This is a genomic window from Acidovorax sp. SDU_ACID1, from assembly GCF_045291395.1.
Taxonomy (GTDB): Bacteria; Pseudomonadota; Gammaproteobacteria; order Burkholderiales; family Burkholderiaceae_C; genus MR-S7.
Map to the genome: position 1 here is coordinate 2,823,671 of NZ_CP152342.1, position 15,377 is coordinate 2,839,047.

Consider the following 15,377-nt stretch of genomic DNA (forward strand, 5'->3'; position numbering starts at 1 on the left):
CAGGCGGCGGTCAGGCCGCCACGCCCTTGGCGACCTCGGCATATTCCTCGATCTGGTCGAAGTTCATGTAGCGGTACACGCTGGCCTTGTCGGCGTCGATGACGCCCATTTCCTTGAGGTATTCCTCCTTGGTGGGCAGCTTGCCCATGCGCGAGGCGATGGCAGCCAGCTCGGCCGAGCCCAGGAACACGTTGGTGTTCTTGCCCAGGCGGTTCGGGAAGTTGCGGGTGGAGGTGGAGATCACCGTCGCGCCCTCGCGCACCTGCGCCTGGTTGCCCATGCACAGCGAGCAGCCCGGCATCTCGGTGCGGGCGCCGGCCGTGCCGAAGGCGGCGTAGTGGCCTTCCTTGATCAGCTCGTTCTGGTCCATCTTGGTGGGCGGCGCCACCCACAGCTTGACCGGAATGTCGCGCTGGCCGCCGAGCAGCTTGGCGGCTGCGCGGAAGTGGCCGATGTTGGTCATGCACGAGCCGATGAAGGCCTCGTCGATCTTGGTGCCTGCCACTTCGGACAGGAACTTGGCGTCGTCCGGGTCGTTCGGGCAGCAGACGATGGGCTCCTTGATGTCGGCCAGGTCGATCTCGATCACGGCGGCGTACTCGGCGTCCTTGTCGGCTTCAAGCAGCTCGGGCTTGGCCAGCCAGGCTTCCACCTTCTCGATGCGGCGCTGCAGCGTCTTCGCGTCCTGGTAGCCGTCGGCGATCATGTTCTTCATCAGCACGACGTTGGAGCGCAGGTACTCGGCGATCGGCTCGGGGTTGAGCTTGATCGTGCAGCCGGCGGCCGAGCGCTCGGCCGATGCGTCGGACAGCTCGAACGCCTGTTCCACCTTCAGGTCGGGCAGGCCCTCGATTTCCAGGATGCGGCCCGAGAAGATGTTCTTCTTGCCGGCCTTGGCCACCGTCAGCAGGCCGGCCTTGATGGCATACAGCGGAATCGCGTGCACCAGGTCGCGCAGCGTCACGCCGGGCTGCAGTTCGCCCTTGAAACGCACCAGCACCGATTCAGGCATGTCCAGCGGCATCACGCCCGTGGCAGCGCCGAAGGCCACCAGGCCCGAGCCCGCGGGGAAGGAAATGCCGATGGGGAAGCGCGTGTGGCTGTCGCCGCCCGTGCCCACGGTATCGGGCAGCAGCAGGCGGTTGAGCCAGGAGTGGATCACGCCGTCGCCCGGGCGCAGGGCCACGCCGCCGCGGTTGCTGATGAAGGCGGGCAGCTCGCGGTGGGTCTTCACGTCCACGGGCTTGGGGTAGGCGGCGGTATGGCAAAAGGACTGCATCACCATGTCGGCCGAGAAGCCCAGGCAGGCCAGGTCCTTGAGTTCGTCGCGGGTCATGGGGCCGGTGGTGTCTTGCGAACCCACGGTGGTCATGCGCGGCTCGCAGTACGTGCCGGGGCGGATGCCGAAGCCTTCGGGCAGGCCGCAGGCGCGGCCGACCATCTTCTGCGCCAGGGTGAAGCCGGCCTTGGATTCGGCGGGCGCCTGGGGCAGGCGGAAGGCGGTCGATGCGGGCAGGCCCAGGAACTCGCGCGCCTTGGCGGTCAGCGAGCGGCCGATGATGAGGTTGATGCGGCCGCCGGCCTGCACTTCGTCGAGCAGCACGTCGCTCTTGAGCTGGAACTCGGCCACGGTCTCGCCGTTCTTGACCAGCTTGCCGTCGTAGGGCAGCACGTCGATCACGTCGCCCATCTCGAGCTTGGACACGTCCACCTCGATCGGCAGCGAGCCGGAGTCTTCCTGCGTGTTGAAGAAGATGGGGGCGATCTTGCCGCCCAGCGTGACGCCGCCGAAGCGCTTGTTGGGCACGAAGGGGATGTCCTGGCCCGTGGCCCAGATCACGCTGTTGGTGGCCGACTTGCGCGAAGAGCCCGTGCCGACCACGTCACCCACGTAGGCCACGAGGTTGCCCTTTTTCTTCAGGTCTTCAATGAACTGCATCGGGCCGCGCACGCCGTCCTGCTCGGGCTTGAAGGCCGCGTCGGGACGGGTGTTCTTGAGCATCGCCAGGTAGTGCATGGGGATGTCGGGGCGCGTGGTGGCGTCGGGCGCGGGCGAGAGGTCGTCGGTGTTGGTCTCGCCGGGCACCTTGAACACGGTGACGGTGATCTTCTGCTCGACCTTGGGGCGGCTCGTGAACCACTCGGCGTCGGCCCAGGACTGCACCACTTCCTTGGCCTTGGCGTTGCCGGCCTTGGCCTTGGCGGCGACGTCGTTGAAGTAGTCGAACATCAGCAGCGTCTTCTTGAGCGCCTCGGCAGCCACGCCGGCGACCTCGGCGTCGTCCAGCAGCTCGATCAGCGGGTGCACGTTGTAGCCGCCCACCATGGTGCCCAGCAGTTCGGTAGCCTTGGCCTTGGAGATCAGGCCCACCTGGATGTCGCCGTGCGCCACGGCGGCCAGGAACGAGGCCTTGACCTTGGCGGCATCGTCCACGCCCGGCGGCACGCGGTGGGTCAGCAGGTCGAGCAGGAAGGTGTCTTCGCCGGCGGGCGGGTTCTTGATCAGCTCGATCAGCTCGGCCACCTGCTTGGCATCGAGGGGCAGCGGGGGGATGCCCAGTGCGGCGCGTTCGGCCACATGGTCGCGGTAGGCTTTCAGCATGTCTACGTTCTCCGGAAAGGTGTGGTTTTCAAGTGGGGCGGCAACCGACCGGCCACGTCCCTGCCGCCTCGAAGGCAGCGGCGTGGCCAGGCCGGCAGACGATGGGGTTTATTTATCGGGGAGCCGGGGCGTCGAGCAGGCTCGGCGGAGGATTCTTCTTGATGGCTTCGGCCACGGTCACCTGCGCGGGGCTCATGCATTCGTCGGCCATACGCTGGCCCAGCTTCTGGTTCATGAGCATGGACTTGTTGGCGATCTGGATCCACACCGCGCCCGCGCGCTGGTCTTCCAGGCGCACGGTGCCGGTGGACGTGGCGACCGGCGCCATGTGGTACTTGAAGCCCTTGCCTTCCACGTGGAAGCGGCCGGGCGACTGCGGGTCGGCATCGACTTGGACGAAGGCGCCCAGCTCGCAGGCGATGCGGCCCGTGTGCACGCGCTCGGCGATGGCCAGCTCCTCGGGCGTCAGCGCCGCCTCGGCGGCGGCGATGCCCGATGCCACCTGCACGGCGCCGCTGTGCAGCTGGGTGCGGCTGCTGGTGGGGGACGCCTTGGCCACCGTGGTCTTGCCGGCGGCGGGCTTGGTGGACTTGGCCGCCGTGCTCTTGGCCGTGTTCTGCTTGGCCGGCTGCGCCTTGGCGGCGGGCTTGCTGGCGGCCTTGGGGGCCGGCTGGGTCGTGGACGACTGCGCCAGCGCCAGGGCGGGGGCCAGCAGCATCAGTGCGGAAGCGATGAGGGTCTTCATGGGGCGGCTCCTGCGTTCAGGGAGATAAGTGGGCTGAGGGACTCAAGGATAGCGGGGCGAAGCAACGGGGCTGGTCACGGTGCGGGGGCCGCAGCCTCTGCAAACCAGCCCCGCGCCTCTTCGGGCAGCGCACGGCCGGTCTGGTGTGCACGCTCCAGCACCTGCCAGAAATACCGGTAGCTGGCGCGGTCGTGCAGAACGCCGTCCTCGCTGATGGGGGCCCAGTCAGCGTGCACGGCGGCGGAAACGATGCGGGCGGCCCGGGCAATCTCGGCCTCCCCGGGGGCGAAAGCCGCCAGGATGGGGCGGATCTGCGCGGGATGGATGCTCCACATGCGCGTGTAGCCGAACTCCTGCGCGGCACGGCCGGCGGCTGCCTGCATGGCGGCCGCGTCGCTGAACTCGGTGACCACGCAGTGCGAGGGCACCTTGCCGTTGGCATGGCAGGCTGCGGCGATCTCCAGCTTGGCGCGCACCACGAGCGGGTGCTCAAACTGCCCCTTCGAGGTCATGCCCGACGCGGGAATGGCGCCGCCGTGCGCCGAGACGAAGTCCATCAGCCCGAAGCTCAGGCTCTGGATGCGCGGGTGCGCGGCGATGTCGAAGGCGCGGTGCACGGCGCCGGGCGATTCGATGAGCGCATGCAGCGGCAGGTGGTCCGCGCCGGCGGCGGCCAGCGCGCGCTCGGCGCGCAGCACGTCGTCCACCGACTCCACCTTGGGCAGCATGATGTGGCACAGGTGCCGGCCCGCCTCGCCCGCGATGATCGCGATGTCTTCGGCGAACGCGGGGTGGTCGATGGTGTGCACCCGCGCGGCCACGCGCGCGCCGGGTGCCGCCTCCTGCGCCAGGCGCGCGACGAGCCGGGCGTGTTCACGCTCGCTGCCCACAGGGGCGCCGTCCTCGCAGTCCAGCGTGACGTCGAACACGCAGTGGCCGAACTCGGCCATCAGCTCCTGCTGCAGTTGCAGGCTCTTGCGCATGCGCACTTCCACGCCGCTGTAGTGGTCGCACACGGGAATGCGCTGGGCGCCGGCCTGGGCATCCAGCAGCACCTGGGCGGGATGGGCGGTGGAGGGATTCGTCATGGCTGTCGCTGGGCAACGATGAAAAGACGCGGGAAGGCCAGCAGCCGCTGGCCGTCTGCGCGCACACCATAGGCAGCATCCACGCGGCGCTCGTATTCGGCCAGGAAGTCGCCTTGCAGCGCGGGCGGCAGTCCCTCCACGAAGGGCTTGAGTCCCGTGCCCCGCAGCCATTGGACGATGGCGCCGGCCGAGGCCATGGGATGCTGGTAAATGGTGTGCCACACGTCCACCGACGCGGCGCGCGCCTGGGGCGCGGCGAGCAGGTCGTAGTAGTGGCCGATGGGCAGGATGTCGGTGCGCACGCGCGAGGCGTCCGCGATGTGGCTGGCGAACGGCGGCAGGCCCGCCACTTCGCGCATCAGGCGGTGCGTGGGCTCTTCGCGGTTGTCGGGCATCTGGATCGCCAGGACGCCGCCCGGCGCCAGAAGGGAGAACAGGCGGGGGATCAGCGCTGCATGCCCGCCGACCCATTGCAGGGAGGCGTTGGCATAGATCAGGTCGGGCGTCTCGTCGCCATCGGGGGCCCAGGCGGCGATGTCGCCCAGCGCGAAGCCGGCCTGGGGCAACTGCTGGCGCGCGGCGGCCAGCATGGCTTCGGAGTTATCGATGCCGGTGACGCGCGCCTCGGGGAAGCGCTGCACCAGCAGCTCGGTGGAATTGCCCGGCCCGCAGCCCAGGTCCACGACGTGGCGGGCCCGGGCCAGCGGGACACGCGCCAGCAGCTCGGCTGCGGGGCGCGTGCGCTCATTGGCAAAGCGCAGGTAGAGCGCGGGGTTCCAGTCGAGCATGGAGAGGCCGGCTTACAGCAGGTGCTTGACGCCGTCCTGCTCGCCCTGTAGTTCGGCCAGGGTCTTGTCGATGCATTCCTGCGAGAACGCATCGATGGGCAGGCCCTCGACGATCTTGTACTTACCGCCCTCGGTGGTCACGGGGTAGCCAAACATGACGTCCTTGGGGATGCCGTATTCGCCGTTAGACGGAATGCCCATGGTGACCCACTTGCCGTTGGTGCCCAGGGCCCAGTCGCGCATGTGGTCGATGGCGGCGTTGGCGGCCGAGGCGGCAGACGACAGGCCGCGCGCGGCGATGATGGCCGCGCCGCGCTTGCCCACGGTGGGCAGGAACACGTTGGCGTTCCAGTCGTGGTCGTTGATGGCGTCCTTGACGGACTTGCCGTTCACCGTGGCGAAACGGTAGTCGGCGTACATCGTGGGCGAGTGGTTGCCCCACACGGCCAGCTTCTCGATGTCGCCCACGGCCACGCCCATCTTGGCGGCGATCTGGCTGGCGGCGCGGTTGTGGTCCAGGCGCAGCATGGCGGTGAAGTTCTCGCGCGGCAGGCTGGGCGCGCTCTTCATGGCGATGTAGGCGTTGGTGTTGGCGGGATTGCCCACCACCAGCACCTTCACGTTGCGGCTAGCGACCTTGTCGAGCGCCTTGCCCTGGGCCGTGAAGATCTGGGCGTTGGCGGCCAGCAGGTCGGCACGCTCCATGCCGGGGCCGCGCGGACGGGCGCCGACCAGCAGGGCGTAGTCCGTGTCCTTGAACGCGGTCATGGGGTCGGAATGGGCCTCGATGCCGGCCAGCAGCGGGAAGGCGCAATCTTCCAGTTCCATGATCACGCCCTTGAGCGCGTTCTGGGCCTTCTCGTCGGGGATTTCCAGCAGCTGCAGGATGACGGGCTGGTCCTTGCCCAGCATTTCGCCGGAGGCGATGCGGAACAGCAGGGCGTAGCCGATTTGGCCTGCGGCGCCGGTGACGGCGACGCGAACGGGTTTCTTGCTCATGAAAAGACTCCAGAGAGAAGGGAAGAAAAAGGGTGTTGGTGCAAGGTCGCACCAGCGCCATTCATCAGCAGCCCGTGCCCCGCAGAACAGCCTTGGAGTTTACCGCCGATTCACCCGCAGGGTCAATTTGTCTTATGTCTTATATAAGATATGATCCGACAGCTCCGCACCATGTTGGACAGCGGAGCGCCGCACCCGCCCGTCTTCGACCAGGACATGTCCTCCACACCCGCAAGCGCCACCGACGCAGCCCCTGCCACCAGCGGGGCGGGCAGCCCGACGCCGGCCTTCAGCCCCCTGTACCAGCAGATCAAGGGGCTCATCCTGCACAGCCTCCAGCACGGCGAGTGGAAGCCCGGCGAGGCCATCCCCAGCGAGATCGAGCTGGCGGCGCGCTTTCGCGTCAGCCAGGGCACGGTGCGCAAGGCCATCGACGAACTGGCGGCCGAGAACCTCGTCACCCGCCGCCAGGGCAAGGGCACCTTCGTGTCCACCCATGCGGAGCGGCAGGTGCAGTACCGCTTCCTCAAGCTGATTCCCGACGCGGGCGACGCGCGCACCGAAGGCCCCGCCCAGCGCACCATCCTGGAATGCCGGCGCGTGCGCGCCAGCGCCGACGTGGCCCGCGCCCTCGCGCTGCGCGCGGGCGACCCAGTGGTCCAGGCCCGCCGCGTGCTCGCCTTCGCGGGCGTGCCCACCATCCTGGAGGACATCTGGTTGCCCGGCCAGGCCTTCAAGGGCCTGACCGCCGAGCAGATGGCCGGCTACCAGGGCCCCACCTATGCCATGTTCGAGCTGGACTTCGGCGTGCGCATGGTGCGCGCCGAGGAGAAGCTGCGCGCCGTGCTGCCGGACGCCGCCCAGGCCGAAGGGCTGGGCATCCCCCCGGCACCCCGCTGCTCAGCGTGGAGCGGCTTGCTTACACATATAACGATGTTCCCATGGAGTTACGTCGAGGCCTGTACCGGACCGATACCCACCACTACCACAACGAACTGAGCTGATCCACCGCAGCCCGCATGCAAACGCCCGCGGGGAGAATACGCAGTCTCCGCAGCCTCCTGGTGTTGCATTGCAATAGAATTTTGGGTTGTCTGCCTTCAGCGCGATTACAACGCAGTTACATCCACGAAAGCACCCGCCATGACAGAGCTCGCCAAGAAACGGCCCGAATACCGCAACATCAACATCTTCAACGACGTGAGGACCTACCGCCTGCCGGCCGCGGGCTGGGTCTCCATCCTGCATCGCGCGAGCGGCATGATCATGTTCCTGCTGCTGCCCTTCGTGCTGTGGATGTTCGATACCTCGGTGTCCTCGGAGATTTCGTTCGGCCGCTTCACCTCCGCGTTCACCGCCGGCCTGGGTTTCGTGCCGGGCTGGTTCGTCAAGCTGGTGGCGCTGGCCCTGATCTGGGCCTACCTGCACCACTTCATCGCCGGCCTGCGCCACCTGTGGATGGACGTGAGCCACGAGGCCGTCAGCAAGGAGTTCGGCAAGAGCTCCGCCATCGTGACGCTGGTGTTGAGCATCGGCCTCACGCTGGTGCTGGGCGCCAAGCTGTTCGGCCTGTACTGATCCCGCGCGGATCGCTCTCCCCACCCACGATAAGGAACTCCCCATGTCCGTGAATTACGGCTCCAAGCGCACCGTGGTCGGTGCCCACTACGGCATCCGCGACTGGCTGGCCCAGCGCGTGACCGCCGCCCTCATGGCCCTGTTCACCATCGCGCTGCTGGCGCAGGTGATCTTCAGCAAGGGCCCCATCGGCTACGACCGCTGGGCCGGCATTTTCTCGACCCAGTGGATGAAGGTGCTCACGTTCTCCGTCATCGTGGCCCTGGTCTGGCACGTCTGGGTCGGCGTGCGCGACGTGTGGATGGACTACGTGAAGTCGGCCGGGCTGCGCCTGCTGCTGCAGGTCTTCACCATCGTCTGGCTGGTGGCCTGCGCCGGCTGGGGCTTCCAGACTCTGTGGCGTCTCTGATTCCCGCGATTGAAAGAAAACAATGAGCTACACCAAAGCCAACATCACCAAGCGCAAGTTCGACGTGGTCATCGTGGGGGCCGGCGGCTCCGGCATGCGCGCCTCGCTGGAACTGTCGCGCGCGGGCCTGAACGTGGCCTGCCTGTCCAAGGTCTTCCCCACCCGCTCGCACACCGTGGCCGCGCAGGGCGGCGTTTCCGCATCGCTCGGCAACATGAGCGAGGACAACTGGCACTACCACTTCTACGACACCATCAAGGGCTCCGACTGGCTGGGTGACCAGGACGCCATCGAGTTCATGTGCCGCGAGGCGCCCAACGTCGTGATCGAGCTCGAGCACTTCGGCATGCCGTTCGACCGCAACCCCGACGGCACGATCTACCAGCGCCCCTTCGGCGGCCACACCGCCAACTACGGCGAGAAGCCCGTGCAGCGCGCCTGCGCGGCCGCCGACCGCACGGGCCACGCCATGCTGCACACGCTGTACCAGCAGAACGTGAAGTCCAAGACCAACTTCTTCGTCGAGTGGATGGCGCTGGACCTGATCCGCAACACCCAGGGCGACGTGGTCGGCGTGACCGCGCTGGAGCTGGAAACCGGCGACCTGTACGAACTGCACGCCAAGGCCGTGCTGCTGGCCACGGGCGGCGCGGGCCGCATCTTCGCGGCATCGACCAACGCCTTCATCAACACCGGCGACGGCCTGGGCATGGCCGCGCGTGCCGGCATCCCGCTGCAGGACATGGAGTTCTGGCAGTTCCACCCCACCGGCGTGGCCGGCGCGGGCGTGCTGCTGACCGAGGGCTGCCGCGGCGAAGGCGCGATTCTGCTGAATAGCAATGGCGAGCGCTTCATGGAGCGCTATGCGCCTACGCTGAAGGACCTGGCGCCGCGCGACTTCGTTTCCCGCTCCATGGACCAGGAGATCAAGGAAGGCCGCGGCTGCGGCCCGAACAAGGATTACATCCTGATGAAGCTCGACCACCTGGGCGCGGACACCATCCGCAAGCGCCTGCCGTCGGTGGAAGAAATCGGCCACAACTTCGCCAACGTGGACATCACCAAGGAACCGATCCCCGTGGTGCCCACCATCCACTACCAGATGGGCGGCGTGCCGACCAACATCAACGGCCAGGTCGTGGTGTGGGACGGCCAGCAGAACAAGGTGGTCAACGGCCTCTACGCCGTGGGCGAATGCTCCTGCGTGTCGGTGCACGGCGCCAACCGCCTGGGCACGAACTCGCTGCTCGACCTGCTGGTGTTCGGCAAGGCCGCCGGCAAGCACATCGTGCAGTTCGTCAACGGCTTCGGCGACCACGCTGCCGTGCCGGCCGACGGCTCCGACCGCACGCTGGCGCGCCTCAACGAGTTGCAGGACTCCAAGGAAGGCACCTACGCCCAGGACATCGCGAACGACATCCGCGCCTCCATGCAGCAGCATGCCGGCGTGTTCCGCACACAGCAGGGCATGGACGAGGGCGTGGTGAAGATCAACGCCATCCGCGAGCGCGTGGGCTCCGTTACGCTCAAGGACAAGTCCCAGGTCTGGAACACCGCGCGCATGGAAGCGCTCGAAGTGGACAACCTCATCGAGGTGGCCCAGGCGACGATGACCTCGGCCGCCGCGCGCCACGAGTGCCGCGGCGCCCACACGGTCTACGACTACGAGCACCCGGCCGACCACCCCGACTTCCCGCTGGGCCGCAACGACAAGGACTGGCTCAAGCACACCCTCTGGTACAGCGCCAACAACGGCCTGGAGTACAAGCCGGTGAACCTGAAGCCCCTCACGGTGGACAGCGTGCCGCCCAAGGTCCGCACGTTCTAAACCAGCAGCCCACGAGAGAACAGTCACATGAAGCGCACTTTCAAGATCTACCGCTACGACCCGGACAAGGACGCCAAGCCCTACATGCAGACCGTGGAGGTCGAACTCGACGGCCACGAGCGCATGCTGCTGGACGCACTGGTCAAGCTCAAGGCCATGGACCCCTCCATCTCGTTCCGCCGCTCCTGCCGCGAAGGCGTGTGCGGTTCGGACGCGATGAACATCAACGGCAAGAACGGCCTGGCCTGCCTCACGAACATGAAGACCCTGCAGGGCGACATCGTTCTGAAGCCCCTGCCCGGCCTGCCCGTGATCCGCGACCTGATCGTGGACATGACGCAGTTCTTCAAGCAGTACCACTCGATCAAGCCCTACCTGCAGAACGACAGCCTGGTGTCTCCCTCCAAGGAGCGCCTGCAGTCGCCCGAGGAGCGCGAGGAGCTCAACGGCCTGTACGAGTGCATCCTGTGCGCGAGTTGCTCCACGAGCTGCCCCTCGTTCTGGTGGAACCCCGACAAGTTCGTGGGCCCCGCCGGCCTGCTGCAGGCCTACCGCTTCATCGCCGACAGCCGCGACGAGAAGACGGGCGAGCGCCTGGACAACCTGGAAGATCCGTACCGGCTCTTCCGCTGCCACACCATCATGAACTGCGTGGACGTGTGCCCCAAGCACCTGAACCCCACGCGGGCGATTGGCAAGATCAAGGAACTGATGGTGCGCCGCGCCATCTGAAGAAACGAAGAACCATGGCCGAAGAAGCACTGCTGGACGAACGCGAAGTGGCCATTCTGCGGTGGCGCAGCCGCCGCGGGCTGGTCGAGAACGACCTGTTCATCGAGCGGTTCTTCGCGGACCACGGCCCGCGCCTGACCCAACGCCAGGCACGGGGACTCACGGCATTGATGGACCTGTCGGACAACGACCTGCTGGACCTGCTGCTGCGCCGCAAGGAACCCACGGAAGCGCTCGACACCCCGGAAGTCAAGGAAGTGCTGGAACAGCTGCGCCACCGCGCGTAGCAGCCCCCACGCATCACTGTGCGGGTCAACTACAGAAGGAAACTGGAAATGAAACTGGCAGACAACAAAGCGACGCTATCGTTCAGCAACGGCAGCCCCAGCATGGAGCTTCCCGTGTACCAGGGCAGCATCGGCCCGGACGTGATCGACATCCGCAAGCTGTACGCGCAAACGGGCATGTTCACCTATGACCCGGGCTTCCTGTCCACGGCGGCCTGCCAGTCGTCCATCACCTACATCGACGGCGACAAGGGCGAGCTGCTGTACCGCGGCTACCCCATCGAGCAGTTGGCCGAGAAGTGCGACTACCTCGACACCTGCTACCTGCTGCTCAACGGCGAGCTGCCCGACGATACGCAGCGCAGCGACTTCCACCAGCTCGTGACCAAGCACACCATGGTCAATGAGCAGATGCAGTTCTTCCTGCGCGGCTTCCGCCGCGACGCCCACCCCATGGCCGTGCTGACCGGCCTGGTGGGCGCGCTGTCGGCCTTCTATCATGACAGCACCGACATCAACAATCCCGAGCACCGCGCCATCGCCGCGATCCGCCTGATCGCCAAGATGCCCACGCTCGTGGCCATGGCCTACAAGTACGGCAAGGGCGAGCCCTACATGTATCCCCGCAACGAGCTGAGCTACGCAGGCAACTTCCTGCGCATGATGTTCGGCACGCCCTGCGAGGACTACAAGGTCAACCCCGTGATCGAGCGCGCGATGGACCGCATCTTCATCCTGCACGCCGACCACGAGCAGAACGCCTCCACCTCCACCGTGCGCCTGTGCGGCTCCTCCGGCACCAACCCGTTCGCCGCCATCGCGGCCGGCGTGGCGTGCCTGTGGGGCCCCGCCCACGGCGGCGCCAACGAAGCCTGCCTGAACATGCTGGAGGACATCCAGCGCAACGGCGGCGTGGCCAAGGTCGGCGAGTTCATGGAGAAGGTCAAGGACAAGAACAGCGGCGTCAAGCTGATGGGCTTTGGCCACCGCGTGTACAAGAACTACGACCCGCGCGCCAAGCTCATGCAGGAAACCTGCAACGAAGTGCTGGCCGAGCTGGGCCTGGAGAAGGACCCGCTGTTCGCCCTGGCCAAGGAGCTCGAGAAGATAGCCCTGGAAGACGACTACTTCGTGCAGCGCAAGCTCTACCCGAACGTGGACTTCTACTCCGGCATCGTGCAGCGCGCCATCGGCATCCCCGTGAACCTGTTCACCGGCATCTTCGCGCTGGCCCGCACCGTGGGCTGGATAGCCCAGCTCAACGAGATGATCGGCGACCCCGAGTACAAGATCGGCCGCCCGCGCCAGCTCTTCGTGGGCTCCGAGCGCCGCGACGTGCCGAACCTCGGCAAGCGCTGATCTCCGGCCACCGGCCGCCAAGCCAGAACCCGCAGGCGCCCGCCGCCTGCGGGTTTTTTCTTGCCCGTCCGGTGCGCGCCGTTACCATGGACGCCCCTCCCCTTCCCTTCCTTGAAAGAGCTTCCGGCCCCATGACCGAGTCCCCCGCCGCCGCCATGCCTTCCATGATGTGGCGCTGCCTGGTGATCGAAGACGATCTGGAGAACGCGCGCTACATCGCCGACGGACTGCGGGCGCAGGGGCACGTGGCCATCATCGCCAGCGAGGCGCGCGACGCGCTGCGGCGCGCCTGCGGCGAGCCGTGGGACGTGGTCGTGCTCGACCGCATGCTGGGCCCGCAGGTGGACGGACTGCACATCCTGCACGGCATGCGCGGTCTGGGGCTGCGCACGCCGGTGCTCGTGCTCTCGGCCCTGAGCGCGCTGGACGAGCGCGTGCGCGGCCTGAAGGCGGGTGGCGACGATTACCTGACCAAGCCCTTCGCGTTCTCGGAGCTGTCCGCGCGCATCGAAGCCCTGGTGCGCCGCACCCGCACGGGCGAGGAGGCCAAGGCCCTGCAGCTGGGCGACCTGCGCCTGGACCTGGTGCACCGCACGGTGCAGCGGGGCGGCCGGGCCATCGCGCTCAAGCCGCGCGAATTCCGCCTGCTGGCCTACCTGCTGATGCACGCCGGGCAGCCATTGACCCGCACCATGCTGCTGGAAGCCGTGTGGGACTACCGGTTCGACCCGCAGACCAACCTCATCGACGTGCAGATCAGCCGCCTGCGCCACAAGCTCCAGGCGCCGGGCGAGGCGCCGCTGATCCACACCGTGCGCGGCGTGGGCTACCGCATCGCCCTCTCGCCCGAGAGCGATCCGTGACGGGCAGCGGGCACGGCCTGTGGCGCTCCGCCGGCCTGCGCCTGGCCGCGCTGTCGGGTTTCCTGGTGCTGCTGGCCATGCTGGCCGCGCTGGCGCTGGTGTACATCCAGGTGTCTTCCGTCCTGCACCGCAACGTGGACCGCCAGCTGCTGCAGACGCAGCAGCGCCTGGCACTGCAATACGCCCACGAAGGCCCCGAGGCCACGGCCCAGGCCATCCACCGCGTGCTGCACGACGGGCGCGACACCGACCTCGAACTGGTGCTGCTCACCACGCCGGACGGCCGTTTCCTGGCCGGCAACATCGACGTGGAGGCGCTGCCCCCGCTGCGCACCACCGCAGCCACGGTACAGCAGCTCGCGCTGGGCGCGCAGACCGTCGATGCGCAGCTGCTCGCCCACCCGCTGCCCGACGGCGCGCTGCTGGTGCTGGGCCACGACCTGCGGGAGCTGCGCCGCATCGAATCCACCGTGGCCACGGCCAGCGTGGTGGCGGGCCTGTTCTCGCTCGCGCTGGCGCTGGCCAGCGCCTGGTTCTTGCGGCGCGAGCTGGGCCGCAGCGTGAACGCCCTGCACCAGACCATCACCCGCATCGCGGGCGGCCAGCTGCACGAGCGCGTGCCCGTGGAAGATGCCTCCGGCGACGAGTTCGTGCGCCTGGAGCAGGACTTCAACCACATGCTCGACCGCATCGGCCAGCTCATGGAGGGCGTGACCCACGTCTCCGACGCGATCGCGCACAACCTGCGCACGCCGTTGACCCGCCTGCGCCTGCGGCTGCAGGCCGCGCACGACGGCACAGCGGACGCCCCTGCCCTGCGCACCGCGCTGCAGTCGGCCATGCACGACATCGACGACCTGAGCCGCGTGCTGGACAAGCTGCTGTCCATCGCCCAGGCCGAATCCGGCACGCGCCGCGCGCCGTTCGCGCCCACGTCGTGGCAGGCCATCGGCGAGGACGTGGTGGAGCTCTACGAGGACCTGGCCGAGCACGATGGCGTGTCGCTGCACTGGGAATGCACGCACCCCGCGCCCGTGCTGGGCGACCGCCACCTGCTGGCCGGCGCCCTCGTGAACGTGGTGGACAACGCCATCAAGTACGGCGGCCGCGGCGCGCGGGTGCAGGTGCGCTCGCAGGTGCAGGCCTGCGACGGCACCGCGTGGAGCGAGATCGTGGTGCAGGACGACGGCCCCGGCGCCCCTCCGCAGGCCATCGCCACGCTGGGCGAGCGCTTCGTGCGCCTGCGGCCCGAGCTGCCCGGGCACGGCCTGGGGCTGGCCAGCGTGCAGGCCGTCATGCGGCTGCATGGCGGCGGCATGCGCATCGAGCCGGCCGAGCCGGGCCTGCGCGTGACCCTGCGATTGCCCTTGTCATGAAGACCCTGGCCGGCAGGATACAAGCCAAATCGGCCTCCAGCGCTTGACTGGCAAGCGCAAGCAGCTCCTGTTTCGATAGCAAACCGGGCGCCTTTCATTACCGCCCGGCAATGGTTCGGTCATGCGGCGCGCGGCGTGGCGCGCCTACGATTTTCGTCTCCCCTTCAGCCAACCAACCAGGCCCCTCGCACGGGCCCATCAGGAGACTTTTGCCTTGAAGATCCACAGCCAGAGAGATTTCACCGCGGGGCTGCTGTTCAGCGCCTTCGGCGTCGCCTTCGCCTGGGGTGCCACCACCTACAGCGTGGGCACCGGCGCCCGCATGGGGCCGGGCTACTTCCCGCTGATCGTCGGCGTGCTGATCGCGCTGCTGGGCGCGGTCATCACCGCGCGCGCACTCACCGTGCCCACCGAGGACGGCGAGCCCGTCGGCGCCATCGCCTGGCGCCCGCTGGTGTTCATCATCGGCGCCAACCTGCTGTTCGGCGTGCTGCTCGGCGGCCTGCCCGGCATCGGCCTGCCGCCCATGGGAATGATCGTCGCCATCTACGCGCTGACGCTGATCGCCAGCCTGGCAGGCGACCAGTTCAACCTCAAGGGCGTGCTGATCCTCGCCACCGTCCTCGCCATAGGCAGCTACCTGGCCTTCGTCGTGGCGCTGAACCTGCAATTCCCCGTGTGGCCCTCCTTCATCGTGGGCTGATCGTTCCACCTCCATCACAT

General features: G+C 67.7%; 14 protein-coding genes and 1 pseudogene. 10 read left to right on the forward strand and 5 right to left on the reverse strand.

The genetic code is table 11. The annotated features are described in order from the left end of the window. Window positions 1-10 precede the first annotated feature (10 nt). The 5 genes from acnB to AAG689_RS13980 all read right to left on the reverse strand — a co-directional run bounded on the left by acnB (window position 11) and on the right by AAG689_RS13980 (window position 6,222). The gene (acnB, locus tag AAG689_RS13960; protein ID WP_020227435.1) at window positions 11-2,602 is read right to left on the reverse strand and encodes a bifunctional aconitate hydratase 2/2-methylisocitrate dehydratase; all 2,592 of its coding nucleotides are present in this window, start codon (window positions 2,600-2,602) and stop codon (window positions 11-13) included. Window positions 2,603-2,714: 112 nt separating this feature from the next. Beyond that, the gene (locus tag AAG689_RS13965; protein WP_020227436.1) at window positions 2,715-3,347 is read right to left on the reverse strand and encodes a hypothetical protein; all 633 of its coding nucleotides are present in this window, start codon (window positions 3,345-3,347) and stop codon (window positions 2,715-2,717) included. Between the two features lie 74 nt (window positions 3,348-3,421). Next, window positions 3,422-4,435 carry a CoA ester lyase gene (locus AAG689_RS13970; protein WP_020227437.1) on the reverse strand — a complete coding sequence of 338 codons (1,014 nt, stop codon included), beginning with the start codon at window positions 4,433-4,435 and terminating at the stop codon, window positions 3,422-3,424. Next, window positions 4,432-5,223 (reverse strand): trans-aconitate 2-methyltransferase, encoded by a 792-nt coding sequence (tam, locus tag AAG689_RS13975; RefSeq protein WP_406622564.1) that lies wholly within the window; start codon window positions 5,221-5,223, stop codon window positions 4,432-4,434. Before tam ends, AAG689_RS13970 begins: the two co-directional genes overlap by 4 nt. A 12-nt stretch (window positions 5,224-5,235) precedes the next feature. After that, window positions 5,236-6,222: a malate dehydrogenase gene (locus tag AAG689_RS13980; RefSeq protein ID WP_406622565.1), complete on the reverse strand. Its 987-nt coding sequence runs from the start codon at window positions 6,220-6,222 to the stop codon at window positions 5,236-5,238. A 216-nt stretch (window positions 6,223-6,438) separates the two neighbouring features. Between AAG689_RS13980 and AAG689_RS13985 the strand changes: the two are divergent. The 10 genes and pseudogenes from AAG689_RS13985 (at window position 6,439) to AAG689_RS14030 (ending at window position 15,357) form a co-directional block, all read left to right on the forward strand. Then, window positions 6,439-7,226, forward strand: a pseudogene (locus tag AAG689_RS13985) (GntR family transcriptional regulator). Between the two features lie 139 nt (window positions 7,227-7,365). After that, entirely contained in the window at window positions 7,366-7,800 is a 435-nt protein-coding gene (sdhC, locus tag AAG689_RS13990; protein ID WP_011805949.1) for a succinate dehydrogenase, cytochrome b556 subunit, read from the forward strand. Window positions 7,801-7,843: 43 nt separating this feature from the next. Next, window positions 7,844-8,209: a succinate dehydrogenase, hydrophobic membrane anchor protein gene (gene sdhD, locus AAG689_RS13995; RefSeq protein WP_011805950.1), complete on the forward strand. Its 366-nt coding sequence runs from the start codon at window positions 7,844-7,846 to the stop codon at window positions 8,207-8,209. 22 nt (window positions 8,210-8,231) lie between these two features. After that, entirely contained in the window at window positions 8,232-10,037 is a 1,806-nt protein-coding gene (gene sdhA / locus AAG689_RS14000; protein WP_020227442.1) for a succinate dehydrogenase flavoprotein subunit, read from the forward strand. Window positions 10,038-10,064: 27 nt separating this feature from the next. Then, window positions 10,065-10,769, forward strand: a complete 705-nt coding sequence (locus AAG689_RS14005; RefSeq protein ID WP_020227443.1) for a succinate dehydrogenase iron-sulfur subunit — start codon at window positions 10,065-10,067, stop codon at window positions 10,767-10,769. 14 nt (window positions 10,770-10,783) lie between these two features. After that, on the forward strand, window positions 10,784-11,056 hold the full coding sequence (locus AAG689_RS14010; RefSeq protein ID WP_406622566.1) for a succinate dehydrogenase assembly factor 2: 273 nt from the start codon (window positions 10,784-10,786) through the stop codon (window positions 11,054-11,056). Window positions 11,057-11,104: 48 nt separating this feature from the next. After that, complete coding sequence (locus AAG689_RS14015) at window positions 11,105-12,415, forward strand: citrate synthase (RefSeq protein ID WP_020227445.1); 1,311 nt, start codon at window positions 11,105-11,107, stop codon at window positions 12,413-12,415. A 131-nt stretch (window positions 12,416-12,546) separates the two neighbouring features. Next, a complete protein-coding gene (locus AAG689_RS14020) occupies window positions 12,547-13,278 on the forward strand; it encodes a response regulator transcription factor (RefSeq protein WP_020227446.1) in 732 nt (243 codons plus the stop codon). Next, complete coding sequence (locus AAG689_RS14025; RefSeq protein WP_406622567.1) at window positions 13,275-14,654, forward strand: sensor histidine kinase; 1,380 nt, start codon at window positions 13,275-13,277, stop codon at window positions 14,652-14,654. Before AAG689_RS14020 ends, AAG689_RS14025 begins: the two co-directional genes overlap by 4 nt. A 214-nt stretch (window positions 14,655-14,868) precedes the next feature. Continuing rightward, on the forward strand, window positions 14,869-15,357 hold the full coding sequence (locus AAG689_RS14030; protein ID WP_406622568.1) for a tripartite tricarboxylate transporter TctB family protein: 489 nt from the start codon (window positions 14,869-14,871) through the stop codon (window positions 15,355-15,357). Window positions 15,358-15,377 lie beyond the last annotated feature (20 nt).